Origin of the sequence: Methanoculleus oceani, assembly GCF_023702065.1 — an archaeon.
In the GTDB taxonomy this organism is placed as follows: domain Archaea; phylum Halobacteriota; class Methanomicrobia; order Methanomicrobiales; family Methanoculleaceae; genus Methanoculleus; species Methanoculleus oceani.
In genome coordinates this window covers 434657-458471 of the sequence record NZ_QFDM01000003.1, presented here as the reverse complement: position 1 = coordinate 458471, position 23815 = coordinate 434657, and the positions used below count along the sequence as shown (strand labels likewise).

The following is a 23815-nucleotide window of genomic DNA, read 5'->3' as shown; positions in this document are numbered from 1 at the left end:
GTGCATAACGCTCTACGGGCGGGAGCAGATGGCACCCCGCCCGCCTCCCTCACCGTCGGACGGTGGGGTGCGCGAGATTTGCCGGATTGCCGGCGGCCCGCATCACGCGCGGCGCGCATTATCGGGGTAGCGGGAGAGGGTCGCCTGCCGCTGGTCCATGTACTTTGCGTCGCACTTCATGTTGTACGGGCGCGCGGCGCGATCCGTGCGGTAGAAGACCAGCTGCCCGATCGGCATCCCCGCGTAGACCCGGACCGGCCGGGAGTTCACGTTGCACATCTCGAGCGTGATCGTCCCCCTGAATCCCGCATCGATCCAGCCTCCCGTCTGGTGGAGTTCGACCCCGAGACGCGCGATGCTGCTCTTCCCCTCGATGCTTGCGACGATGTCGTCGGGAAGCTCGATCGATTCCAGGGTCTCGGCAAGGAGGAACTGCCCGGGAGCAAGAACGATCGAGTCGGCCACCGTCTCCTCCGTGTTCAAGCAGACGGTCTCCTTCTCGAAAGGATCGATCACGGTATCTCCCGGAACGTACCAGACGAAGTGGGAACCGAGCCTGATATCCAGGGAGTTGGGCTGGATCAGGCCGGGCTCGAAGGGGTCAACCTTGATGTGCCCGCGTCTGATGCGGTCTTCTATCTGCCAGTCGACAAGAATCATTCTCCTATATCTCTCCTGCAAACTATTCTTTGTTTTCGAGGTGCCACTCGGTCCGGCGCATCAGCCCGTGAAGCGTACTTGCCTCGCGGATGGTCAGTTTCGTCCGGCCGAGCACCCGGCGGATCAGGGTCATCGTGTTCTCCCGCTTGAAGTCCGGGTGGTCGATCCGATCCAGAAACGCGTCGATGTGCCGGTAGAGCGAATCCATCTCGACGGGGCTCGCGAGCGGGTAGGTTCCGCGCGGCAGGTTCGCAAGTTCGTAGCAGAGGATGCCCACCGCGTGGGAGAGGTTCAGGATAGGGTAGATCTCCGAGGTCGGGATGGTGCAGATGAGGTTCGCCCGCTTAAGTTCGGTGTTTGCGAGCCCCCAGTTCTCCCGCCCGAAGAGGACCGCGACCGTCCCGTCGATCTCGCCGACAGTCTCCCGGACCTCCGCCGGTGCGTAGTAGGGCATCCGCATCGGGGTGCAGACCGACTTGCTCACCTCGCCGGTCGTCGCGACGACGAAGTCGAACTCCCGATAGACCTCTTCGACCGTCATCCGGCGGGCGTTATCGAGGACGTCGCGGGCGTGGGAGGCGCGCATGACGGCGTCGTCGCCGAGCGCGCAGGGATTGACCAGTACGAGCCGGGTGAACCCGAAGTTCTTCATCACCCGGGCGGTAAACCCGACGTTCCCCTCGTAGAGAGGTTCGATCAGGACGATTGAAATCTCAGGCATGCCTCACTGTACCGCCCGGACCGTCGCCCGGAGCACATCGATCCCTTCCTCGTAGACCGCGTTCCCTACGACGATCGTGTCGGCGATGCGGCCCATCTCCGCCGCCTGCTCCGCCGAGCGGATCCCGCCGCCGTAATAGAGGGTGGCGTTCTCGACCGCTTCGGACGCCGCCTGCACGATGCCGGGGTCTCCGTAAGTCCCGCTATACTCGATGTAGACGATCGGGAACCGGAAGTAACGGTCCGCCACCTCCACGAACGCGGCCACGTCCTCTCCCGAGAGGGTGCAGTCCGCGCCCGTCACCCGCCCAACGGCCGAATTCGGGTTGAGGACGATGTAGGCCTCGGGTACCACCATCTCCCAGTCGATGCTGCTCGCGTGGCGGAGCCAGGCGTAATGCTTCCCGACAATCCAGCGGACGTCGTTTGTGTTCATCACGCTCGGCACGAAGAGGTGGTCGACCGCCCCGTCGAATATGGCGCAGTCGGGGCTCGCCGGTTCCACAACCAGCGGCAGCCCGTAGGCAGAGACCAGCTCCAGGAGTTCGTGGAGGTTCTCCCGCGTCACGTTCAGGGTGCCCGAGAGCATCAGGGCGTCGGTCCCGCTTGTCACGATCTCCTCGACGGCTTCCTGCGGAAGGTGTTTATCGGGGTCCAGTTTCGTTACGTGTGCCCAGGTCTTCCAGTTCGCGTGCATGGTGTCACTTCAGATGGCCGATGTAGTCGTGGAGCCTGGCCTTCGGGATGCCGGTGATGGAGGAGACCTCTTCCGGATCGGCTTCACGAAGCGTGGCAGCGTCGTAGATACCTGCAAGGTAGAGCCTCTCCACGGTCACCTCGCCGATGCCGGGGATCTCCAGGAGTTCCTTTTGCCCGCGCTCAAGCATCGCCCTGGAGACTTTCGCCGGGGTGGGGCGCCCGAGATGCCTGCAGACCATGTCCACATGTTTATGTACGGTTTCCGGATTAATGCCGGTTTTGCTTGAGAGGTAGGGGATGGGGAGGTAACAGAAGTCGTCGGGGGTTGCGACGCCTCCGGCCTGGTACTTCTTCAGGCTGACCGCGGGAACCCCGGCCTCCCGGAGGGCGCGCTCGTTGCAGAGCCCGCGGGCTGCCCCAAGGAGTTCCGTTCCGGCAGCCTCCGGGATGCCCGCTTTCTTGAGCGCCGCAGGCTCGGCCAGCGAGAGCGCATGGATATCCCCGATCCCCTGCTCGAGGAGACTCCTGATGATCTTCGCGTGACTCCGGCCTTTCCTCGGGGGAACGATCTTCCGGACGAACTTCCTGAGTTCCGAACGGCGGCGGAGGACCTCGAGCGCATCCTCCGCCTCCCCGGCAAGCTGCCCGGCCTTCCCGGCGTCGACGCCGACGGCCTTCGCGAGCTCCTCGGGCTGCATGCCTGCAATCTCGGAGACCGTGTAGATATGGTGCGCGTGGAGGCGCTGTATGAGGTCGTCGGTCATCGAGGGCATCATCCGGAGCGCCTCGACGTTCGAGGCGATGTGGCTGCAGAGCGGGCAGCCTATGTCCCACGGGCGAGAGCCCTTCCGGATCAGGCGGACGTGGGAGAGGTTGTGCTTCTCGCAGGTCTCCTCGACCCGGATCGCCCGTCCCCAGGTGCTGCCGGGCAGGCTGATGTTGAACCGGCACTCCGGGTACCCGGTACACCCGATGAACTGGGAGACGCCGATGTGCCGGATCCGGAGATCGTGGCCGCAGACGGGGCAGGGGCCGACGGTGTGCTCCTCGGCGGTCTGCTCCATGATCTCCTCGCCGATCTCCTTCTCGTGCGCTTCGAGTTTGTCAAAGACCCTATGAAGCATCTCGCGGGACTCGGTGACGACGTCGTCGCGGGAGCGTCGGCTCTGCTTGATGAGCTCCATGTGCTCCTCAAGCGTCCGGGTCATCTCGGGCTCGGTGATCGTCTCCGCGTGGTTGTCGAGCGCGTCCGTGACGGCTCTCCCGACGAGCGTCGGGCGGAGCGGGTTCCCCTCCACGTAGCGGCGGGAGACGAGCTTCCCTATCACCTCGTGCCGGGTGCTCTTCGTGCCGAGGCCGAGCTCCTCCATCACCTGGATGAGCCGGCTCTGGGAGTAGCGTGCCGGGGGCTGCGTCTGCTTCTCTTCGAGGTTCACGTTCTTGATCGGCAGGCGGTCGCCCTTGGCGAAGACCGGGAGGATATTCTCCTTCGCCTCCGAGTAGGGGTAGACCCGGCGCCATCCGGTGGAGAGGAGCCTGCCGCCCGTGGCCGTATAGGGTTCGCCGGACGCGTCGAAGATGCACTTGGTGGTCGCCCACGTCGCGTCGGGGGAGAGGGTCGCAAGGAATCGCCGGACAATGAGCTCGTAGACCTTCCACCGGTCCTGTCCGAGGGCCTCGCGACTCGCTGCCCCCGCGGGGTGGATCGGCGGGTGATCGGTGCTCTCCTTCTTGCCCCTGGTCGGGACCTCTCGTCTGTGCTGCTGCACCCAGGCGACGTCCTTATCGAACGCCCCTCCTTTGAGCGTCTCGAGGATCCCGTTCAGGTTCAGCGACTTCGGGTAGACCGTGTTGTCTGTCCTCGGGTAGGAGATGTACCCGTTCATGTAGAGGTCTTCGGCTATCCGCATCGCGTTCGCCGCCGAGAGGCCCAGGCGGCTCGCCGCGACGATGAAGGTCGTGGTGTCGAACGGCGCCGGCGCCCGGTCGTTCTTCTGCCCCTCTTTCACGTCCGTGACCACGAGCGGCTCTCTGGTCCCCGCTTCCGCGGCGAGGGCCGCTTCGTGGTCGGTGAACCGCCCGGCGGTATGCCGCGCCTCCACCGGCACTCCGTCCTTCTCGGTCGCAAGCGAGAGCATCCAGTAGGTCTGGGGAACGAAGTTCTCGATCTCGCGTTCACGGTCGACGATCATCGCAAGCGTCGGACTCTGGACCCGGCCAACGGAGAGGATGTTCGTGCCGCCCCGCCGGGCAGCGAGGCTGATGAACCGGGTCAGCGCCGCCCCCCACATCAGGTCGACCGCTTGGCGGGTCTCGCCGGCAGCCGCGAGCGCGAAGTCGAGATCGGTCAGGTTTGCAAACGCGGACCGGATCTCCGCGGGGGTTATCGCGGAGAACCGGGCCCGGTTGATCTTAACCCCGGGATTCACCGCACGGACGAGTTCGTAGGCCTCCTTCCCGATCAACTCCCCTTCGGTATCGTAATCTGTGGCGATGGTGACGAGGTCCGCCTTTTTTGAAAGTTTCTGTATGATATTGACAATCTTCTTCTCGGTCGGCTTCTTGATGGTCCCCGCATCGATGAGGCTTCTCGGGGTGTGGACCTCGCTTCGCCAGTTCGTGTAGCCGGGCTCGAAGTCCACCTCCACCACGTGCCCCTTGAGGCCCACCACCGTCTTCGTATCGAAAGAGTAGGTGGACACGCTCCCATCCTTTGTCGCCCTCACCTTCTCGTTGCCGGCGAGGAGCTGCGCGATCCGGTTTGCCGATATGTTCTTCTCTGCGATGATCAGATGCACTGCGGGTTACACCCCCCCTGTATCGAGACACTCGGATACGATTCGCCCGAGCTCCCGCGGGTCCGCCCTGCCGCGGGTCTCCTTCATCACCTGCCCCACGAGGAAGTTCAGGGCTCCTTTCTTACCGGTCCGGTAATCCTCCACCGCCTGCGGGTTCGCGGCGATCACCGCCTGCACGATCGGGGTGAACTCGCCACCCGTGGCCCTGGCGAGCCCCTCGCGTTCCACGATCACGGCGGGAGGTTCGCAGGGCTTGCCGGCGGCGCAAGCATCGAGCATCTCTCTGAGCACCTGGACGCCGGCTTTGTCGGTGATGGTCTCGGACTTGAGGAGGTCGAGGAGTTCCGCGATGCGGTCGGCCGGGACGGCGGCGATGCTCATGTCGCGGTAGTTGAGTTCCCCGAGCAGGGTATCGGCCACCCAGGTGGCGGCGAGAACCGGGTCGACGCCGGCGACCGCCTCAAAGAAGTCGGCGAGTTTCGGGTCGCCGGTCAGGGTCCGGGCGTGGTTGAGCGATATACCGTACTGCGCCATGAACCGGTTCTTCCGGGCGACGGGCAGTTCGGGGAGGTCGATCTCCGCCACCCGGTCCGCGACCCGGAGCGGCCGCAGATCGGGCTCCGGGAAGTAGCGGTAGTCGTGCTCCTCCTCCTTGCCCCGGGCGGAGGTGGTGATACCCCGTCCTTCCATGAAGTGTCGGGTCTCTCTCGTCACCGTCTGCCCGCGCCGGAGCAGGTTCTTCTGCCGGGTCACCTCGAAGGTGAGGGCTTTCTCGACGCCCTTGTAGGAGGAGATGTTCTTGACCTCGACCCGCTCGGAGCCCTCGAGCGATATGTTTGCGTCCACGCGGAGGGAGCCCTCCCGGTCGCCGTCGAAGACCCCGAGGTACTCGAGGATCGTCCGGAGCTTGTTGAGGAACCGGCGGGCCTCCTGCGGAGACCGCATATCCGGTTCGGTGACGATCTCAAGGAGGGGTATCCCCGACCGGTTATAGTCGACGAGCGAGTACTTCGAGGCGCCCGCGACGTGGACGAGCCTTCCCGGGTCCTCTTCGAGGTGCACCCGGGTGATCCGGACGATCTTTTCGTGCCCTTCGTCGTCCTCGATCTCGACCGTCCCCTCGACCGCGAGCGGTTTGTCGTACTGGGTGATCTGGTAGGCCTTCGGGAGGTCGGGGTAGAAGTAGTTCTTCCGGGCGAACTCCGACTCTTCCGGGACCCTCATATCGAGGGCTTTTGCCACCTTAAGGCCGTACTCGACTGCCTTTCTGTTCAGGCGCGGGAGCGCTCCGGGCAGGCCGAGACAGACCGGACAGCAGTGGGTGTTGGGCTCGTCGTCGCGGTAGTCCGTCGAGCATCCGCAGAAGAGCTTCGTTCTGGTCGCGAGCTGGACGTGGATCTCGAGCCCGACGATCGTCTTCATGCCCTCACCTCCTGCTCGTAGGCAAAGGCAGCGTCGACGACGCGCTCGTCCTCGAACTGTCTTCCCATCAACTGGAGGCCCACGGGGAGGCCGTCCACCCTGCCGCACGGGACCGATATCGCCGGGATTCCGGCGAGGTTCGCGGGCACCGTGAGGATGTCCGAGAGGTACATCGAGAGCGGGTCGGTCTTCTCGCCGAGGCGGAAGGCCACCGTCGGCATCGTCGGGCCGGCGATGACGTCTGCGTCGCAAAACGCCCGCTCGAAGTCCTCCTTGATGTTGCGGCGTGCCACCTGCGCCTTCGCGTAGTACCTGCCGGCGTAGCCCGCCGAGAGGGCGAAGGTGCCGAGCATGATCCGGCGCCGGACCTCGGTGCCGAACAACTCCAGCCGCAGGTCCTGGTAGGCCTCGTGCCATGACTTCCTGGTGTCGACCGCCGGGCCGTAACGGACGCCGTCGAACCGCGCGAGGTTCGAGGAGGCCTCGCTCGTGCAGATGACGTAGTAGGCCGCGAGCGCGTGCCGCATCCCCGGTATGCTCACCGGGACGGTCTCGGCCCCGAGCTCCTCGAGGACCCCGATGGCGTCCCGGACCGTCCCGGCAACACGGGGGTCCACGCCTTCGCCGAAGTACTCCTCCGGTATCCCTACCCGGAGCCCTTTGATCTCTGCCGAGGGCTGGTGGTCGTACGGCCGATCGAGCATCGTCGAGTCGTGGGGGTCGTACCTCGCGATCACCGACATCAGCCTCGATACATCCTCCACCGTCCGTGCCATCGGCCCGATCTGCTCGAGGGAGTTTGCGTAGGCAACGAGGCCGTAGCGGGAGACCCGGCCGTAGGTGGGTTTGAGCCCCACGATCCCGCAGAATGCCGCGGGGCACCGGATCGAGCCGCCGGTATCGGTGCCGAGCGCCATCGGGACGAGGCCCGCGGCAACCGCGGCGGCGCTCCCGCCGGACGATCCGCCGGGCACCCTTGACGGGTCCGCCGGGTTCCTGGTGGGGCCGAACGCGCTCGTCTCGGTGGTGGTGCCCATGCCGAACTCGTCCATATTGGTCTTGCCGACGATCGCGGCCCCCTTCTCTCGGAGGAGTCCCACGACGTGGGCGTCGTACGGCGGGACGTAGCTCTCGAGGATCCTCGATGCGCAGGTTGTCCGGATACCCGCCGTCGAGATGTTATCCTTGACCGCGACGGCGGTGCCGGCGAGCGCCCCGTCACCAAACGGCGCTTCACGGCAGGTGGTGATGAAGGCGTTGTACCGGTCGTCCGGCGAGAATTGGAGGGTTCCCGCCACTCACATCACCCTCGGTGCCTTGATAAACCCGTCCTCGGTCGACCCTGCGTTGGCGAGGGCCGCCTCCTGCGGGAGGCAGGGCCGGGGCTCGTCGTCCCTAAAGACATTCGTGATCCCGACGGCCGGGGCGCTTTCGCCCTGTACGGTGTCGAGAACCTCAAAGTAGTCGAGGATTGCGTTGAACTGGGTGGTGAACTCCGGCACCTCGTCTTTCGATATGCCGATATCCGCAAGTTCTGCTATATGCTCTATATCGCTCTCAGTTACCATGTTCCGCCCTACTGATCTCCGTTAAGTACCCTTGTACCGACTTTTTATAACCGTTTTGACGTGCAAGCCGTTGTATTGTCCGCCAGATCCCGCTCCCGTATTGCATTGCTTTCTTCTCGGCCCGGGCGATTTCTGCGGGAATGTGACGTTCTGCGACCACCCGCAGGGGGTGCTTTCTCACCCCCCCGCGCACCCTCTCTCTCGCCGGGATCGCCTGCGCGGCGCGCACCACCCGGGCGTCGAGGTAAGGTGTCGAGAAGTATGCCCCATGAAGCGCCGCCACCGCCTGGTCCCGTGTCCCCTGGCGTTTGAGGTCTGCAAAGTCCCGCTCGAGTTCCGCCGCGAGGTCCGGGGAGGTGAGGTAACGCGCGTAGCCGCCGAAGAGCTCGTCCGCCCCCTGCCCGGCGAGGATCCGGGTATGCCCGTGTTCCTCCGCCCAGGCGGCGACAAAGGAGAGGGTCGTTGCGATCGATGCCTCGACAGGGTTTGTCGGATCGGGGATCACCCGGACCACCCGGCGGATGGCCTCCGCGACCTCGTCTTCGGCCGGGGAGACGATCGTGAGGTCGAGCCCCATCATCCGGGCAGCTTTTTCCGCCCACGCGATGTCGTGCGACCCGTGGAGTCCCACCGTCACGCAGGGAAGGTGAGCAAGCCCGGCGATGAGGCCCGAGTCCACGCCGCCGGAGAACGCCACCACGCCTTCGTCGCTTCGGAGACCGACCGCGGTGACGATCGCCTCTTCGAGGGTGCAGGGTGAAGGGTCGGGGGCTATCCGGGCCACCTCCCGCCCCCCGCAACAGACGGTCCCGGGCGGGACCGGGCCGGGCATGACGCCGAAGGCGTCGCGGGCGATGCAGTCGTCCCAGACAAGCAGGAACTCACCGCCGCATGGGGCAATGGCTTCCGGCCCGTCTTTCAGCATCCGCTCCACGTCGGCAGGGGAGAGCAGTACCCCGTCACGTTCCATCCAGCCCTTCAGGTTCATGGTCGGCATATTTTGTAATCCGGCAGGTTATTGCCATGAGGAGACCGGGGTCTCCGGCCCCCTCAAAAAGCGGATCAATGAAAGTGTTTGCACTGTTAAACTATAAATGTGTGTACACCTGCCGGCGCAAAATGCGGGCTATTCGGGCGATTTCAGCGGAGTTTGCGCCCTCTAATCGACCGGGAGGCGGCAGCTGCCGGGGTATCACGCTCTCCTCTATCCGGGGTTTCCGTCTCTTCATCGGTCATACCATTGCAAGCAGGGGGTGGCGGAGGCCGGTATCGGCACCTGGGCAGAATACGTATCTTAGTTTCATGCCCTTTATTTGCAGAACGCGAATAGATAGATAGACCGGTGAATACCTCCATGCACGAATCAGCACTCGTCCGGTTCAGAAGTGAGATCCGGAACTTCTATGTTATTATCATCGCGAACATCGTCTTTGCCGCACTTGTGATGGCGTTCGGCATCAGCGTGCTCATCGGGCAGGCGGTCTCCATGTACGAGACCTTCTCTACCGCGCTGTACGTGATCTATTCCCCGGTCATCCTGTTCGTCGCACTTGTTGCCGCTCTTACGGGATTTTACTGGCTTCTCACCAGCGTCAGGATCTTTGAAGGGATCGAGACGATCAAGGACGACCTGGATGAGAAAGGAGAGGTCACGGACGAGGCTCTCACCCGTCTCATCGTACGGATGCTCTCCCACTACCGCGACAACCGCGCAACCATCCGCACCATGATCCTGGTCTGCACGCTCGGCGGCGTCAGTTCATTTGTCCTCGGGGTCCTCGGCAGCCTGGAACACCTGTCCGTCTCAACAGACGGTATCGTCTTCACCCTCAACAACTACCTGGTCATCCCTTTCATGCTCCTCACGCTCGGGGTCGCCCTCATCAGCCTTACCTCCTCGTACTACTTCTCCCGGTTCGCAAGGGTCTGGGACGAGCGGCTTGACGAGATCGAGGAGTCCGAGGCTCTCCTGAAAGAAACGCTGGAGTTGGATCGGCGATGAGCGGGCGCAGGACGGCGTTTGAGATCTACTGGGAGATCCTGGTCTTCTGCAGAACGCCGCAGTCGTTTACCGGCATCATCAACCGGTGCGACCTGAACTCAAAGACCGGCCAGGAGTATCTTACGTTTCTCGTGGAAAAAGAGTATCTCGTTGAAGCGGCTGAGGGAGATAAGATCCGGTATGTCTCCACCGAGAGGGCCGGGGAGTACACCGCACTCTTCAGCTCGCTGTATCGCAAACTCTTCGATACCCCTCCCCGGTTCAAATTATGAGGGCCGCCGGTCGGGATGCGGCGGCGCACCCCGCCCGAAATCCCTTCACCGGCAGAGCGGCGCGAGTTTCTCGACCAGGCGCTCCACCTGCCTGACGGCCGTCCCGACATACGCGTCCGGGTCGAGGAGCCGGTCGAGATCCTCGCGGGTGACGAACGCCGTGACCCCGGCTCGCTCGCCGAGCACCTCGGCGAGGTCCCGGTCTTCGGCGAGCGCCTGCATGCTCGCCGTCCGCATCGCCTCGTGGGCATCCTGCCGGTTCATGCCGCGCCTGGTGAGATCGATCATCACCGACTCGGCGAGATTTACCCCTCTGAGAAGCATCAGGTTCTTCCGGATGTTTGCCCTGTTGAACTCGAGGCCTTCCATCACGCCGATCATCACGTTGAGAATGTGATCGGTCAGCACCGACGCCTCGGGGAAGAGCACCCGCTCGGGGGAGGAGTTCGTCAGGTCGCGCTCGTCCCAGAGGACGTTGTTTTGCAGGGCCGGCTCGACCGCGGAGCGCACGATCCGCGCAAGGCCGCAGACCTGCTCGCTCTTGATCGGGTTTCTCTTGTGGGGCATCGTGCTCGAGCCGACCTGATTCTTCCCGAACGCCTCCGCAAGCTCCCCGATCTCCGAGCGCTGCATCAGCCGGAGTTCAAGGCCGATCTTGTCGAGCGTGGTCGCGACGTTCGCGAGGAGCATGAAGTACTCCGCGTAGCGGTCCCGGGAGACGAGCTGGTTCGAGACGTCCACCGGCCGGATCCCGAGGAACTCCATCATCGTCTCCTGGATCTCGATACCGGCATCGCCGAGCGCCGCCTGGGTGCCTACGGCACCGGTGAGCTGCCCGACGACGACCCGTGGACGCATCTGGCGGAGCCTTTCCATGTGGCGGGCGACCTCGCTCGCCCAGATGGCGAACCTGAGGCCGTAGGTCGTCGGGACGCCGATCTGCCCGTGGGTGCGGCCGGCGCAGACGAGAGTCTTCGTCTCGGCGCTCCGGGTGAGGAGCACGCAGAGGAGTTTGCCCAGTTTCTCCTCAATGAGCGCGAGGCTGTCGCGGAGCTGCAGGGCCGTCGCGGTATCCAGGATGTCGTTCGAGGTCGCACCGTAGTGAATCCAACGCCCGGCATCCCCGCAGACCTCGGTGACGGCCTTGACGACCGCCATCATATCGTGGTTGATCTCGGCCTCGATCTCCTTCGCCCGCTCGAGGCGTGCCTCCGGCGCGCAGGTTGCGATCGTCTCCGCATCCTCGCGGGGAATCATCCCGTGCACGGCCTCGGCACGGGCCAGCGCCACTTCGGCCGTGACGATCGCCCGGAACCGGTTCTCCTCATTCCAGACGGCACGCATCTCCGAAGTGCCGTACCGGTAGTCGATGGGATGGATTGCCATAATGGAGAAGTGTAGGCATTCTCGCTACAAAAAAGGGGGTGCCGGGACGGTCGCCCTTCGGCCGGGATCTTCCCTCGCAGCGCAGGGCTCGCCGTCATATCCACTCTTTCTTCCTGAAGTAGAGGAGCATCGCGGCCGCGACGCCCAGCATGAGGAGGAGGACGAGAGGATATCCCCAGGGTGAGTCTTCGAGCGGTATGTTCATGAGATTCATCCCGTAGAACCCGGTGATGAAGCTCAAGGGGATGAAGATGCTCGCGACGATGGTGAGGATCGTCGTGATCTCGGCGAGCCTGTTGTTCTGGTTCGAGGTATGGAGATCCATCACGCCGGAGAGCGTATCCCTGGTATACTCCGCAACCTCTGCCGCCTGGATGCACCGATCGTATATATCCCGAAAGTACGGGATCGTTTCCTTCCGGACAAGGCTCAACTCCCGGCTCGCGAGCGACCCGAGAACCTCGCGTGCCGGGACGGCCGCTCTCCGAATGGTCAGGAGGTCTTCCTTGAGTTCGTAGATCTGTTTTAAGGCAAGCGGGTCAGCGGAGGCCAGAACCCTGCCCTGGAGGTCTTCCACCCGGTCGTCGACTGCGTCGAGGATGGCGAGGTAGACGCCCACGATGGCGTCGAGGAGCGTGTAGGCGAGAAAATCCGGCCCCGATCCCCGGATGACGCTCAGTTCGTTCCTGAGCCGCTCCCTGACCTGTCCGAAGACCTGGAAAGGCTGCTCCCGGAACGTTATGACGTAGTTCTCCCCGAAGATCAGGCTGACCTGCTCGCTTGCGACCCTGCCGTCTCTCTCCGAGAGCATCCTCGCGATGACGGCGACGTAGCTCCCGAACTCCTCCACCTTCGGCCGCTGGTCCGGGGCCGTGATATCCTCCATCGTGAGCGGGTGGATCCCCGCCTGTTTGCCGAGGACCACGAGTTCGTCGTGTTCCGGCACCCCGACGACGTCGATCCAGGTGACTGTCTCCCGGCCGATCCACGACCAGGCCTCGGTGAGCTCGATGCATTCGTGCTCCTCGAGGCGGTCTTCCGTGTAATCGATCACCCGGATCGAGAGTATCCCACAGGTCTTTTCCGGCCGCATCTCCGCCTCCTGGGTGCCGGCGCCGGAATGTCAGCCTCCTCCCGGCGAGGCACCCGGCAAGGGTCCGCATCCCGCGTTCAGGCAGGCGCCGCCGCGTTCGAACGTCCGCCTGATGGGTCTGCAGCCATCTTCTCCCAAAGGGCCATCATATGGTATTAAAGCATCGCTGTCGGGCAAATCATGCGTCTTTGAACGGCCCGCCGTCGTAGACGATGATGTTTTCGGTCGCGATGGCGATACCGTCGGTCGCTTCGATCGCATCCAGGAGTTTGCGGGAGAGGTCATCCTTGGTGGCCCGTTTCCTCCGGACATCGGTCACATACCTGATATCGAAGGTGATCCAGTTGTCGGTGAGGGTCAGGTAGACGGACGGCTCCACATCCCTCTTCGGCAGGTAGTAACGCTCGCCGATCCTCTCGATCTCCTGCTCGGCCTGTCCGGCCGTCGCTGCGGTCTCCTGGCGAACGATATCGAGGAAGAGGGAGACGGCCCGCCGCCAGTCCGATCCGTAGGTGATGGGGATGGAGATCTCGTCCCAGACGAAGGTGTGGTCCATCGTGTAGTTGAAGACCCTTGATGAGAGGACGGCACCGTTCGGGACGACGGCGATCCTGCCCGTCGCCTGGTCGCCCTTCACGTCGCGGGCGTGAATCTCCAGGAGCTTCGTCTCGAGGATCCCGATGTCGATCACGTCGCCCATCGTCTCGCTGATCTCGATACGGTCACCGATCTGGTAGGTGCGGGAGATGATGATCAGGATGCCGCCGACGAAGTTCTTGAAGAGGTCCTGGAGCGCGACGGCGATCCCGGCGCCGACGATCCCGTAGGCGACGAAGATGTAGTTGGTATCGATCCAGACCCGGAGGAGAATGACGGCGATAACGACGAGCTTCAGGATGGATACCGTTCTCCGAAACGAGTAACGCTCCCGCTCGTCCCTGATGCGCCGGATGGTGAGGGATTCGACGATGAAGAAGAAGAGGTAGACGAGGCTGATCGTAAGGGACGTATAGAAGACGCGCTCGAGGTAGATGTCCGGGTAGGCGAGCGCCATGAGCAAGAATATGACCGTGGCGGTGGCGGAGATCACGATGACGGCGACGGTCCTCCGCGTTGCGCGCTTCTCTTCCTGCTCCTCCGGGTGCCGTCGGTTCGCCTGCATGCTCCACGTCCTGCCGCCCGCGGTGCACACGGCCCGCTTCTCCTCGCGGCAGGTTGGCGCGGGCTTCGACGTAGCGGGATATAATGGTATTCCGGTTACGGCGGGAGGGGGTGCCGGCCGCGGATCAGATCCACCCCTTCTTTCTGAAGTAGAGAAGCATCATCGCCGCGACGACCGCCATCGAAGCGAGGGCCGCGGGGTAACCCCAGGGGTGTCTGATCTCCGGCATGTAGGCAAAGTTCATGCCGTAGACCCCGGCGATGAAGGTGAGCGGGATGAAGATGGTGGCGATGATGGTGAGGACCTTGATGATCTCGTTCATCCGGCTGCTCTGGCTCGAGAGGTAGACGTCGAGGATCCCGGACATCGTATCCCGGTAGGTCTCCACCGTCTCGGCAACCTCTATGGTGTGGTCGTAGACGTCCCGGAGGTAGAAGAGTGTCGGTTCCCGGATCAGGGGCGAGTCGCCCCGCTCGAGTTCCGCCACCACGTCGCGGAGCGGCCAGACCGACCGCCGGAGCGCAACCAGGGACCGTTTTAAGGCGTAGATCGCCTGCAGGGTCTCGCGGTCGGGTTCTGCCACCACCTCCTCCTCGACCGCTTCGATACGCTCCCCGAAGACCTCGATCACGGAGAAGTAACCGTCGACAATCGCGTCGAGCAGGGCGTAGAAGAGGTAATCCGCCCCCTCGCTCCGGAGCCGCCCGGCTCCTGCACGCAGGCGCTCCCGGATGTGCTCGAAGGCGTCGCCCGGCTGTTCCTGGAAGGATACGACGTAACCTCTCCCGAGCACAAGGCTGACCTGCTCGCTCCGGAACTCACCGTCGCCGTCGGGAGCGAGCATCCGGACTGCAACGTAGAGGTAGTCGCGGTAGTCTTCGATCTTCGGCCGCTGGCGGGTGTTCGCGATGTCCTCCAGGGTCAGCGGGTGGATCCCGACGGCGTCCCCGATCGCCTGGACCATCCCGATATCGTGGACGCCGTCGGCATTGATCCAGGTGACCGTCGGGCGGAGGATGAGTGCCCGAAGGTCCCCGGGCCGGGTGCAGGTCTGCTCATTGAAGCGGGACCCGTCGTACTCGATGACAGTGACGGTGACCGGTCGCCCGCGGGCAGGGCCGGGCGACTCGTCCACACCTGCCCTGGCCTCTGGCTGGTCGTCATGCCGGCTCATTAGAGATCAGGTAGGTTCCTGTCTGGGCAAATTTGCCGAAAAGGGGGTTTTCTGGCCCCTCACTGTCTTGCCGCCGCCTCATCCTCTGCCTTCGCCCTCCCTGCGGCGCGGCCGATCAGGATGACCGCGATCACCGCGATGATCGTCACGACGATAGCATACACGAACATTGCAGCGAGCGTACTCTGATCTCCGAAAATAAGTGCAAAAAGTTCCTGAATGGCGCCGTTCCATGCAAGAGCGGCGATCAGGCCGAATGCGGCCGTGATAAGAGCCGATATCTTGTCGATGACCTCAGCCTTGAGTGACATACAATCTCACCGGTGAGCGGTGAGCGGGTTGTTATATAAAACTTTTGGTTCGCGTCTCCGGCGAGGCCGTACTGGATACTTTCAGTCCGTCTTTTTCCTGAGAGACGGGAGCATATGCGCGCTATGGGGGCTCCCGGTGGGGGATGAACGCTGCAAGCGCCATAGGCAGCACCCGGGCAATGGTCAGGGGATCCCCGGTCCCCGGGGCCTCGCTTCCACCGGCGCCCGACCCGTTCCCGGTCTCGTTCACTTTCGCCCCGGACACCCAAACTACATTGACGTCAGCCGTCGACCTATAAACAATGGATACCCTCGACGACTGGTTCCCATACCGGGAGTACCGGCCCAACCAGCGGGAGATGCTTGATCTGGCCGCATCCGTCGCACGCGACGGCGGCATCGCCATGATCGATGCGCCGACCGGGAGCGGCAAGTCGAGCGTGGTCTCCGCGCTCCTCGCAGAGAGCCGGGGACGAAAAGTGCTCGTCGCCGTCCGGACCATCAGCCAGCTCGCCACGTTCATGCGCGAGCTCGAGCTCGTCCGGAAAAAGCGCGGCGATCTCAAGTTCGCCTACCTCATCGGCAAGTCCAGCATGTGCCCGCTCGGCGGCGAAGGAGACGTCTACCGGCGGTGCGAGGGCGTCAAGGCCTTTTCGACGGCGCTGATGCGGGAGCGGGCACAGAAGGGATCGCTCGTCCCGGCAAACGATCGCCAGATCAAGCAGCAGATCCGGAAGATGGACCCGGAGCACCCGCTCATCTGCCCCTACTTCATCCACGGCAAATCCTTCGTGGAGCCCGAGGACGCAGGGCTGAAGATGATCCCGTCGGCGGCCCTCCGCGTCCGGGCCGAGCGGGTGAGCACCGAACTGATCTGGCCCGACCAGCTTGCCGGGTTCTGCGGCGACATCTGCCCCTACGATACGATGATGCACGCCGCCCGGGACGCCGACGTGGTGCTCGTGAACTTCTACCACCTCTTCGACGACATGATCCGGGAGCAGCTCTACCAGTCGCTCGGGATCGAGGGGCACGACGCCCTGCTGCTCATCGACGAGGCCCATAACTGCGGCGACGTCGTCCAGAGCATCGAGAGCGTGACGATCGAGGAGCGCGATATCGTGCAGGCCGGGCACGAACTCTCCGGGCGCCGGCGGTCGCAGCAGGCGGACGCCATCGTCCAGATCCTGCCGCAGATAACCCGGTTCATGGAAGCGCTCAAGGGCTCGCACGAGGTCGAGGACTGGTTCGACCCCGCCATCTTCCAGCGGATGATCCTTTCCGGCACGCTCTACCGGAGCATGGAGGAGATCGTGGACGACCTCCTCAAGATCAGCGAAGGGCTGCGCGAGAAGAACATGCAGGCGGGCGAGTTCCGGGAGAGCGCGATCGAGCGGCTGACCGAGTTCTTCTACCGGATCTTCCGGTCTGCAGCCGACCCGGCCTACCTGACCGTCTACCGCAAAGAGGACGACGGCACGGTGGCGCTCGAGGTGAGGAACATCGATCCGAGCACCAAACTCCAGGATATCGCCCGGGCACATGCCTGTTGCGTCCTGATATCCGGGACGCTCTCCCCCATCGAGAGTTACCGCCGCTACTACTTCGGCGATCTTGACGTCACCACGACATCGCTCCCGAACTCCTTCCCCCCGGAGAACCGCCGCATCTTCTGTGCGAGCGATATCACCACCGCCTACTCGATGCGCCGGGACAGAGAGAACCTCGCGCGAACCGAGGACTACATCACCACGTTTGCCGCCCTACCGGGGAACCTTGCGGTCTACTTCCCCTCCTACGATCTGCTCAACACCTTTGCGGAGCGGTGCGCCCCCCGCATCAGAAAAAAGCAGATCTACGTCGAGTCCAAAGATACCGGGGCCTCAGCCGCGATGCTCCGGGAGTTCATGGCCCTCCCCGGGACAGGCCGCTCGGGCATCCTCTTTGCGGTCTGCGGCGGCAAGTGGAGCGAAGGCCTGGATTACCGGGGCGAGATGCTTTCGGGGGCGCTCGTCATCGGCCTCCCGCTCGCACCGTTCAACCGCGTCCGCCGGATGGTGATCGACTACTTCCGGATGAAGTTCGGCGAGGAGGGCGAGTTCATCAGCTACACCCTTCCGGCTATCAACCGCGCCCTGCAGGCGTTAGGAAGGGTGCTCCGGACTCCCGAGGACCGGGGGATGCTCGTCCTCGGGGACCGGCGGTTTCTGGAGCCCCGGGTCCATGGCGGGCTGCCGCCGTGGATGCAGAAGGAGATGGCGACATGCACCGTCGACCTCTTCAAAAAGGAGGCCGGCCGATGGCGATCGTGACCGGGTCGTGCCGGTTCGGCCTCTGGCACGTCCACGTGACGTGGCAGGACGATCTCGTCTACCGGGTGCGGTTCGCGCGTGACGGCATCGATGGTCCGGTCCCGGAGGAGATCCTGCGCTACTGTGCCGGGCGGCCGGCGGACCTCGCCTCCCTCCGGAGTATCGCAACCGAGGGGGAATCGACCAATGCCCGGATCTACCGCACGGTCCGTGCGGTTCCCTGCGGGGGAACCGTCACCTACGGCGAGGTTGCCCGGGTGGTCGGGACCGCGCCACGGGCGGTCGGGGCGGCGATGGCCCGGAACCCGACCCCGATCGTGGTGCCCTGCCACCGGGTCGTCGCGAAGACCGGCATGGGCGGATTCTCCCCGGACGTGGCGATCAAGGAGGCCCTGCTTGCCATGGAACGCCGGGGGAATGTCTGCACGCCGGAAAAGCGAGGGGTTAACAGGTAACTCCGCCATAGTTATAGTAGTTGACATGAAGATCGTGGTTCTGGGTGCCGGAGCGGTCGGCCTGACCGTCGCCGCAAAGTTGTCCCGCGTCGCGGACGTTCATGCAGTTGCCCGGAAGCGGCACGCGGACGCGGTGCGGGAACGCGGTCTCCAGATGACCGGAATCTGGGGAGAAGGTGCATACCGGTTCAGCTGCTCAGAGGACCTCCCTCGCGCGTGGCAAAACGCCGACTACTACATCGTAACCGCAAAATCCACCGACACGGAGGCGATCTGCCGCCAGTTCGCCGACGCCATCCGGGGGCGCGAGGTGGCGAGCCTCCAGAACGGTATTGGAAACGAGGAGATCATCGCGCGGTTCACCGACCGGGTCATCGGCGGCATGATCATCACCGGGTTCGAGTGGCGGGGCGATGCGTCGGTCCACGTCTCCGTGGAGGCGGCGCCCATGAAACTGGGACGGTTCCCCTCCGGCATGGACGACGCGGTCGGGCTTCTCACGGACCTCATCCGGAAATCCGGCATCCGGGCGGAAGCGACCACCGAGATCAGGACCGATCTCTGGGGAAAGACCCTCTACAACTGCGCGTTGAACCCGCTCGGCGCTCTCATGAACGTCCCTTACGGCGCGCTCGCCGATCCGCATGCCTGGACGATCGTCACCGCGATCGTCCGGGAGGCCTACCGGGTGGCGGAAGCCGAGGGCGTCGCCCTCCCCTGGGAGACGCCGGAGGCGTACCTTGAGCACCTCCGGACCACTCAGCTCCCGGCGACGGCCGCCCACCACTCGTCGATGCTCCAGGACCTTTCCCGGGGGCGGAAGACCGAGATCGACTTCATGAACGGTGCGGTGGCGGCGCTCGCCCGGAAACACGGCCTCGATGCGCCTTACAATACCTGCATCGCCGAGATGATCCGCTTGAGGGAGCGGCTCTGACGGCTGGAGAGAGGAGTATGCGGTCTGCGATCGTCCTCGTTGGCGGAGCGGCACGGCGTGCCGGCGGGCGGGAGAAGTATTTCTTTACGTTCCGGGGCAAGACCTTCATCGACCGTCTCATCGATACCCTGAGAGAGGTGGCGGACGAGATCGTGGTGGTTGCCCGGGACCCCGGCCAGTGCGAACGGTTCGGCCACCTCGGGGACGTCAGGTGCATACCGGATGTCAGGAGAGATCTCGGCCCCATCGGAGGCCTGCATGCAGGGGCGCTCGCGGTGCACGGCGAGTACGTCTTCGTTGCCGCCTGCGATATGCCCTGCATTCATCCCGGGGTGGTCCGGCTGCTCTTCGACGCCGCTGCCGAGTACGATGCCGCCATTCCCAGCTGGAACGCCGACATGCTCGAACCGCTCCACGCGGTCTACCGGACGAGCGCACTGCTCGGTTACCTGGAGGAGCACGAGTCGCTCTCGCTCCGCTCGATGGTGAGGAGCCTGGATTCCCGGTACGTGTGCGTGGAGGAGATCCGCACGATCGATCCGGACCTGCTGACGTTTACGAACATCAACAACTTAGAAGACCTGGAGTCGATCGACCCGTCGGCAGGGCGGGCCCGGGACGACGTGCGCGGGCCCGGGCAGATGGGTTCCTGAGACCCGGCCTGCCCCGAGTCCTCTAAATGCCTTACAACGTATCCCGAAAACCCGGCAGCCCCGTGCCGCCCCTGATCGGGGTTGAGCAGGAGCCGGCGAACCGTCCCGGAGAACGGGGCCGGTACACCCTCCATAACATATATATAGGATCTCCGTGAAGTCAGGGCCTGATGTCATCGGGGGAAGTGACTTCATCCAGTTCTACCGCAAGGCGCCGGGCGGATCCCGCGCTTGTGCACGCAACACGTCGCGATAATGAGATACGAAGATCCCGAGCCGGCCGCATCAGGACGCCGCTTCTTCTGTTCTGCTGCTTTAGCGCTCTCCTGTGCGGGTTCGCATCCGCGGGCGAGGATGGGTATACTCCCCTCTGGGGTCTGGGAGCCAACGATGCCGTCGGTTCCGTGGCGGTCACACATGACGGCTCTACGATCGTTGCCGGTGCGGGCTCGACGGTATACCTCCTGGACCAGCAGGGGAATGTCCTCTGGAGGACTGTTGTCGGCTCCCGGGTGCAGGGTGTCGGGATATCGCCCGAAGGGTCTCGCATCGGCGTCGCCGCAGACAAACTCTATCTCTTTGACCGGGAAGGAGATCTGCTCTGGGCCGAGAAGACGACCTTTGTCTACCGGAGTGTGGCGCTCTCGTCAAACGGCATGTACGTTGCCGCAGGATGCGACAACGGTGCGGTCTTTATCTTCGACCGGGACAAGAAGCAGCTCTGGGACTACGATATGGGGACCGATAGTTACGGCATCGCAATATCGGAGAACGGCCGTAAGATTGCGATCGGCTGCGACAACCAGGGGGTTTACTATCTCAACAGCAGAGAGGGAGAGTCCTGGAGTTATGGGACCGGCAAGCTCGTGAAGGGCATTGCCCTTACCCCCGACGGACGGTTCGTGGCGGCCGGGTCGTACGACCGGTGTGTCTACCTCTCCACGGGGGAGGGCGAACATCTCTGGAAGTATCCCACCGAAGACGCCGTCCTCGCGACAGCTCTCTCAAACGAGGCGAACGAGGTCTTCGCTGCATCCGGCAGGACGATCTATGTCCTCGGCCGTACGGGAGCCGTGCTCCAGAAGATCGCTCTCGGCTGTCGTGTGGAGTCCCTTGCCGCGACCCCCGACGGTTCGTTCCTCGTCGTCGGGGGCGGTGAGGGGGATCAGTCCATCCGTCTCTACACGGATGATGCGAGCCTGATCGAGAGCAGGAATCCGACTGAAGTCGAGATAGACGAGACCGGACTGCTGGACGACACGACGGCCGGCGTGACCGTCTCCCCGACCCCCGTGGACGGCGGCACGGATCCTGTGGCGGCAACGAACGCCCGGGCCCGGGCCGAGGAAGTCCCGATCGCCTCGCGGGTGCTCGGGTGGGTGGAGAACATCCTGGCTCTCCTCTTTGAACCCCAGGAAGACTTCCTCGCCTGACCCCTCTTTTTGCGGCGGGGCACTTAGACCCTGTGCCTGCTCCCGCTTGCGTCGCGCGCGTAGCGGCCGAACTCGCTCCCGAGCAGGACGTCGCCGGTGAAGACCGGTCCGTCCCTGCAGACCCGCAGGCCGTGCGGATCGGTGCAGCACGACCCGCAGAGGCCGACCCCGCATTTCATGTAACGGTGCAGGGAGAACTGCCCCCGCTCCGCACACCCTTCCCGGTCGAGGACGGCGAGCACCGCCGCCATCATGACCTCGGGGCCGCAGACGCAGATGTGGTCGAAGTCGACGAGGTCCACCCTCGATATGAGCTCCGTCACGAACCCGTGGTGACCGGCGGTGCCGTCGTCGGTCGCGACCATCAGTGTTGCCGCGTCGCGTATCCGGTCTGCAAAGAGGAGCTCGGAGGCCGTCCGGGCGCCGAGGAGGAAGGTGTCCACCTGCCCGGCCGCCGCGAGCGGCAGCAGCGGGGAGGCGCCGACGCCGCCGGCGACGGCAAGCGTCCGTCCGGCAACCGTAAACCCGTTCCCGTAGGGGCCCCGGATCCCGATCCGGTCGCCCTCGTGCATCGCAAAGAGGGCGGCGGTCGCGTCCCCGACCTCGAGGATGGTGATCGATGACGGGGAGGAGAGGGCCATCGGGATCTCGTCCACGCCCGGAACCCAGACCATCACGAACTGGCCCGGCCGGGCGGCGATATCGCGGTCGAAGACGAACGTCCTGATCGACGGCGTCTCCTCGACTATCCTGGTTATCGTAACCCCGGCGGGCATCTGTTCATGCATGGGCGCACCCCACGATCTCGCCCGCGTCGATGCCGTCGCGGCTGTAGAGGTCTTTTGCGATCGCCGCAAAGATGTCGATATCATCGATGACGGCGCTCCCGATCTCGACGGCGCTTGCTCCCGCCATCATCATCTCGACGACGTTGTCGGCGGTGGAGACTCCGCCGCACCCGATGATCGGGATGGAGCACGCCTCGTAGAGGTCGTAGACGCACCGGACGGCGACGGGGAAGATGGCCTTCCCGGAGAGCCCGCCGAACCTATTCCCGAGCACCGGCCGGCGGAGCGCCGTCGAGATCCGCATCGCCTTCAGGGTGTTGACCGCAACGATTGCATCCGCCCCGCCGCGCTCCGCGGCCGCCCCGATCTCACCGATATCGGCGACGTTCGGGGTGAGTTTCACCCAGGTCGGGACCCCGAGAGAGGCCACCGCCCTCGTGCATTCCTCCACGAGAGCCGGGTCGCTCCCGATGGCCGCCCCGTAGCCCTCCGCGTGGGGGCAGGAGAGGTTCAGCTCGAGCCCGGACGCCGTGCCGGCGAACCATCCGGCGACTGTCCGGAACTCTTCCGGCGTCCCCCCGAAGATGCTGACGATCACCGGCTCACCCTGGAGGGCGGCCAGTTCGTCCTTGAACGCGGCAGAAGGGTTCGGCAGGCCCATGGCGTTGATGATACCGCCGTCGACGACGATCAGGCAGGGTCCCGGGTGGCCCTCTTTCGGGCTCGGGCCGATGGATTTCGTGACCACGCCGCCTGCACCGTTGTGCAGGAGACGGGCGAGCGACGCCCCGGTGGTTCCGAGGATGCCGGCCGCCAGCAGGAGGTGGTTCTTCAACCGGATGCCCCCGACCTCGATAGGGCCTGGATAAAGCGCAACCATTGAAAAAAGGTGGGAGTAGGGTATTATTATACCCTCGCGCCAAGTATACTGGTGAAGAAATATGAGCTCCGCTCTCCGGAGCCCGGATATCGGTACGGAAGGCGGTAAGGTGGCCGTTCTCCCTGCCGGATCGTTATTCTCCGTGCAAGCAAGGGCCTCTTCACGCGCACAATCTTTACCGCGTTATATTCATATCAGGACCGATAACCATGACCTCGCTCGCAATCTTAGGTGTAGGGAAGGTGGGTGGCGAGACGGCATTTCTCTCCGCCGCGCTCGGTCTCGTCGACGAGATCGTCCTCTACGACTCATACGAGCCCATCCTCCGGGCACAGGTGCTCGACCTGCAGCACACGGGGATCGATGTCACTATATCCACCGATGCGGCGGCGATGCGCGATGCCGACATCTTCGTCTTCGCGGCGGGTACCCCGAGGACGCCCGAGATCAAGACCCGGGCCGATCTCCTCGAGGCCAATATCCCGGTGGCGAGGCGCTGCAGCGAACACCTGCAGGGATTTTCGGGGGTTGTCATCACCGTCACGAACCCCATGGACGCGAACAACTACGGCCTCTGGAAGATGATGGGTATCGACCGGCAGCGGTGCATCGGGTTCGGCGGCCAGCTCGACAGCGCCCGCTTTGCCCGCTACCTCGGCGAAGCGGGGGTTTCGGGGCCCGCCTGGGTGCTCGGCGAACACGGCGAACACCAGGTGCCGCTCTTCTCGAAGACCGGCGCTGATCTCGGCACCGAGAAGCGGGAAGCAATCCTCTCCCGGATGCAGGGGGCGAGCATGGAGGTGATCCGCGGCAAGGGCGGCACGGTCTTTGGCCCTGCATACCACATCGCCATGCTGATACGCGCGGTCCTCGACGACCGGCGGGAGATGCTCGCCTGTTCGTGCGTGCTTGACGGCGAATACGGACTCTCCGGCTGCTCGCTCGGCGTTCCCGCCCGGATCGGCCGCGAGGGAGTCCTCGGCATCGAAGAGTGGGATCTCGATGCCTGGGAGGAGAAGAAGATGGCAGAGGCGGGAGCGTTCGTGCAGGGCCTCTGCAGGAGATTCGATGTCTGATCAGGTGCTGGGGT

At 64.2% G+C, this 23815-nt stretch carries 23 protein-coding genes; 8 read left to right on the top strand and 15 right to left on the bottom strand.

Annotated elements, in window-relative coordinates:
* Window positions 1-102 precede the first annotated feature (102 nt).
* Genes dcd through DIC75_RS11935 form a run of 8 tightly spaced genes read right to left on the bottom strand, consistent with a single transcriptional unit; the run spans window position 103 to window position 8864 of the window.
* Window positions 103-660: a dCTP deaminase gene (gene dcd / locus DIC75_RS11970; RefSeq protein WP_250988267.1), complete on the bottom strand. Its 558-nt coding sequence runs from the start codon at window positions 658-660 to the stop codon at window positions 103-105.
* A 22-nt stretch (window positions 661-682) separates the two neighbouring features.
* Entirely contained in the window at window positions 683-1381 is a 699-nt protein-coding gene (locus DIC75_RS11965) for an RNA methyltransferase (RefSeq protein WP_250988266.1), read from the bottom strand.
* A gap of 3 nt (window positions 1382-1384) precedes the next feature.
* Entirely contained in the window at window positions 1385-2077 is a 693-nt protein-coding gene (locus DIC75_RS11960) for a phosphoglycerol geranylgeranyltransferase (protein WP_250988265.1), read from the bottom strand.
* 4 nt (window positions 2078-2081) lie between these two features.
* A complete protein-coding gene (locus tag DIC75_RS11955; protein ID WP_250988264.1) occupies window positions 2082-4877 on the bottom strand; it encodes a DNA topoisomerase I in 2796 nt (931 codons plus the stop codon).
* A 6-nt stretch (window positions 4878-4883) separates the two neighbouring features.
* Entirely contained in the window at window positions 4884-6299 is a 1416-nt protein-coding gene (gatB, locus tag DIC75_RS11950) for an Asp-tRNA(Asn)/Glu-tRNA(Gln) amidotransferase subunit GatB (protein ID WP_250988263.1), read from the bottom strand.
* Window positions 6296-7597 (bottom strand): Asp-tRNA(Asn)/Glu-tRNA(Gln) amidotransferase subunit GatA, encoded by a 1302-nt coding sequence (gatA, locus tag DIC75_RS11945; RefSeq protein WP_250988262.1) that lies wholly within the window; start codon window positions 7595-7597, stop codon window positions 6296-6298. Before gatA ends, gatB begins: the two co-directional genes overlap by 4 nt.
* The gene (gene gatC / locus DIC75_RS11940; protein ID WP_250988261.1) at window positions 7598-7867 is read right to left on the bottom strand and encodes an Asp-tRNA(Asn)/Glu-tRNA(Gln) amidotransferase subunit GatC; all 270 of its coding nucleotides are present in this window, start codon (window positions 7865-7867) and stop codon (window positions 7598-7600) included. It lies immediately after the preceding gene.
* The gene (locus DIC75_RS11935) at window positions 7857-8864 is read right to left on the bottom strand and encodes an asparagine synthase C-terminal domain-containing protein (protein ID WP_352151817.1); all 1008 of its coding nucleotides are present in this window, start codon (window positions 8862-8864) and stop codon (window positions 7857-7859) included. The genes gatC and DIC75_RS11935 overlap by 11 nt, the downstream gene beginning before the upstream one ends.
* Before the next feature lie 357 nt (window positions 8865-9221).
* Here DIC75_RS11935 and DIC75_RS11930 point away from each other — a divergent pair, with 357 nt between their 5' ends.
* Window positions 9222-9869, top strand: coding sequence for a hypothetical protein (locus DIC75_RS11930; RefSeq protein WP_250988260.1), 648 nt, complete (start codon window positions 9222-9224; stop codon window positions 9867-9869).
* A complete protein-coding gene (locus DIC75_RS11925) occupies window positions 9866-10141 on the top strand; it encodes a winged helix-turn-helix domain-containing protein (protein ID WP_250988259.1) in 276 nt (91 codons plus the stop codon). The genes DIC75_RS11930 and DIC75_RS11925 overlap by 4 nt, the downstream gene beginning before the upstream one ends.
* Before the next feature lie 45 nt (window positions 10142-10186).
* On the opposite strand, the gene purB is transcribed toward DIC75_RS11925, so the two are convergent.
* From purB to DIC75_RS11900, 5 genes are all read right to left on the bottom strand, one after another.
* Entirely contained in the window at window positions 10187-11527 is a 1341-nt protein-coding gene (gene purB / locus DIC75_RS11920; protein WP_250988258.1) for an adenylosuccinate lyase, read from the bottom strand.
* A gap of 94 nt (window positions 11528-11621) precedes the next feature.
* Window positions 11622-12620, bottom strand: a complete 999-nt coding sequence (gene corA, locus DIC75_RS11915) for a magnesium/cobalt transporter CorA (protein WP_250988257.1) — start codon at window positions 12618-12620, stop codon at window positions 11622-11624.
* A gap of 178 nt (window positions 12621-12798) precedes the next feature.
* Window positions 12799-13782, bottom strand: coding sequence for a mechanosensitive ion channel family protein (locus DIC75_RS11910; RefSeq protein ID WP_250988256.1), 984 nt, complete (start codon window positions 13780-13782; stop codon window positions 12799-12801).
* 124 nt (window positions 13783-13906) lie between these two features.
* On the bottom strand, window positions 13907-14956 hold the full coding sequence (corA, locus tag DIC75_RS11905; RefSeq protein WP_250988255.1) for a magnesium/cobalt transporter CorA: 1050 nt from the start codon (window positions 14954-14956) through the stop codon (window positions 13907-13909).
* A 59-nt stretch (window positions 14957-15015) separates the two neighbouring features.
* Window positions 15016-15267, bottom strand: a complete 252-nt coding sequence (locus DIC75_RS11900; protein ID WP_250988254.1) for a DUF5654 family protein — start codon at window positions 15265-15267, stop codon at window positions 15016-15018.
* A gap of 302 nt (window positions 15268-15569) precedes the next feature.
* On the opposite strand from DIC75_RS11900, the gene DIC75_RS11895 reads away from it, so the two are divergent.
* The 5 genes from DIC75_RS11895 (at window position 15570) to DIC75_RS11875 (ending at window position 21057) form a co-directional block, all read left to right on the top strand.
* Window positions 15570-17579 carry an ATP-dependent DNA helicase gene (locus DIC75_RS11895; RefSeq protein WP_250988253.1) on the top strand — a complete coding sequence of 670 codons (2010 nt, stop codon included), beginning with the start codon at window positions 15570-15572 and terminating at the stop codon, window positions 17577-17579.
* Window positions 17567-18034 (top strand): methylated-DNA--[protein]-cysteine S-methyltransferase, encoded by a 468-nt coding sequence (locus tag DIC75_RS11890; RefSeq protein WP_250988252.1) that lies wholly within the window; start codon window positions 17567-17569, stop codon window positions 18032-18034. Before DIC75_RS11895 ends, DIC75_RS11890 begins: the two co-directional genes overlap by 13 nt.
* 25 nt (window positions 18035-18059) lie before the next feature.
* The gene (locus tag DIC75_RS11885; RefSeq protein ID WP_250988251.1) at window positions 18060-18971 is read left to right on the top strand and encodes a ketopantoate reductase family protein; all 912 of its coding nucleotides are present in this window, start codon (window positions 18060-18062) and stop codon (window positions 18969-18971) included.
* Window positions 18972-18988: 17 nt separating this feature from the next.
* Complete coding sequence (gene mobA / locus DIC75_RS11880) at window positions 18989-19624, top strand: molybdenum cofactor guanylyltransferase (protein ID WP_250988250.1); 636 nt, start codon at window positions 18989-18991, stop codon at window positions 19622-19624.
* Window positions 19625-19794: 170 nt separating this feature from the next.
* Complete coding sequence (locus DIC75_RS11875) at window positions 19795-21057, top strand: WD40 repeat domain-containing protein (protein ID WP_284738490.1); 1263 nt, start codon at window positions 19795-19797, stop codon at window positions 21055-21057.
* A 23-nt stretch (window positions 21058-21080) separates the two neighbouring features.
* On the opposite strand, the gene DIC75_RS11870 is transcribed toward DIC75_RS11875, so the two are convergent.
* Together DIC75_RS11870 and DIC75_RS11865 are read right to left on the bottom strand one after the other, a co-directional pair.
* Window positions 21081-21845: a dihydroorotate dehydrogenase electron transfer subunit gene (locus DIC75_RS11870; RefSeq protein ID WP_250988248.1), complete on the bottom strand. Its 765-nt coding sequence runs from the start codon at window positions 21843-21845 to the stop codon at window positions 21081-21083.
* Window positions 21838-22725 (bottom strand): dihydroorotate dehydrogenase, encoded by an 888-nt coding sequence (locus DIC75_RS11865; protein WP_250988247.1) that lies wholly within the window; start codon window positions 22723-22725, stop codon window positions 21838-21840. The genes DIC75_RS11870 and DIC75_RS11865 overlap by 8 nt, the downstream gene beginning before the upstream one ends.
* A 209-nt stretch (window positions 22726-22934) precedes the next feature.
* Here DIC75_RS11865 and DIC75_RS11860 point away from each other — a divergent pair, with 209 nt between their 5' ends.
* Entirely contained in the window at window positions 22935-23801 is an 867-nt protein-coding gene (locus tag DIC75_RS11860) for a malate dehydrogenase (RefSeq protein WP_250988246.1), read from the top strand.
* Window positions 23802-23815 lie beyond the last annotated feature (14 nt).

Bases quoted from the DNA above. Each gene is read 5' to 3' on its own strand.
- dcd (WP_250988267.1), bottom strand. From the start codon at position 660: ATGATTCTTGTCGACTGGCAGATAGAAGACCGCATCAGACGCGGGCAC.
- DIC75_RS11965 (WP_250988266.1), bottom strand. From the start codon at position 1,381: ATGCCTGAGATTTCAATCGTCCTGATCGAACCTCTCTACGAGGGGAAC.
- DIC75_RS11960 (WP_250988265.1), bottom strand. From the start codon at position 2,077: ATGCACGCGAACTGGAAGACCTGGGCACACGTAACGAAACTGGACCCC.
- gatB (WP_250988263.1), bottom strand. From the start codon at position 6,299: ATGAAGACGATCGTCGGGCTCGAGATCCACGTCCAGCTCGCGACCAGA.
- gatC (WP_250988261.1), bottom strand. From the start codon at position 7,867: ATGGTAACTGAGAGCGATATAGAGCATATAGCAGAACTTGCGGATATC.
- DIC75_RS11935 (WP_352151817.1), bottom strand. From the start codon at position 8,864: ATGCCGACCATGAACCTGAAGGGCTGGATGGAACGTGACGGGGTACTG.
- DIC75_RS11930 (WP_250988260.1), top strand. From the start codon at position 9,222: ATGCACGAATCAGCACTCGTCCGGTTCAGAAGTGAGATCCGGAACTTC.
- DIC75_RS11925 (WP_250988259.1), top strand. From the start codon at position 9,866: ATGAGCGGGCGCAGGACGGCGTTTGAGATCTACTGGGAGATCCTGGTC.
- purB (WP_250988258.1), bottom strand. From the start codon at position 11,527: ATGGCAATCCATCCCATCGACTACCGGTACGGCACTTCGGAGATGCGT.
- corA (WP_250988257.1), bottom strand. From the start codon at position 12,620: ATGCGGCCGGAAAAGACCTGTGGGATACTCTCGATCCGGGTGATCGAT.
- DIC75_RS11910 (WP_250988256.1), bottom strand. From the start codon at position 13,782: ATGCAGGCGAACCGACGGCACCCGGAGGAGCAGGAAGAGAAGCGCGCA.
- corA (WP_250988255.1), bottom strand. From the start codon at position 14,956: ATGAGCCGGCATGACGACCAGCCAGAGGCCAGGGCAGGTGTGGACGAG.
- DIC75_RS11900 (WP_250988254.1), bottom strand. From the start codon at position 15,267: ATGTCACTCAAGGCTGAGGTCATCGACAAGATATCGGCTCTTATCACG.
- DIC75_RS11895 (WP_250988253.1), top strand. From the start codon at position 15,570: ATGGATACCCTCGACGACTGGTTCCCATACCGGGAGTACCGGCCCAAC.
- DIC75_RS11890 (WP_250988252.1), top strand. From the start codon at position 17,567: ATGGCGATCGTGACCGGGTCGTGCCGGTTCGGCCTCTGGCACGTCCAC.
- DIC75_RS11885 (WP_250988251.1), top strand. From the start codon at position 18,060: ATGAAGATCGTGGTTCTGGGTGCCGGAGCGGTCGGCCTGACCGTCGCC.
- mobA (WP_250988250.1), top strand. From the start codon at position 18,989: ATGCGGTCTGCGATCGTCCTCGTTGGCGGAGCGGCACGGCGTGCCGGC.
- DIC75_RS11875 (WP_284738490.1), top strand. From the start codon at position 19,795: ATGTCATCGGGGGAAGTGACTTCATCCAGTTCTACCGCAAGGCGCCGG.
- DIC75_RS11870 (WP_250988248.1), bottom strand. From the start codon at position 21,845: ATGCATGAACAGATGCCCGCCGGGGTTACGATAACCAGGATAGTCGAG.
- DIC75_RS11865 (WP_250988247.1), bottom strand. From the start codon at position 22,725: ATGGTTGCGCTTTATCCAGGCCCTATCGAGGTCGGGGGCATCCGGTTG.
- DIC75_RS11860 (WP_250988246.1), top strand. From the start codon at position 22,935: ATGACCTCGCTCGCAATCTTAGGTGTAGGGAAGGTGGGTGGCGAGACG.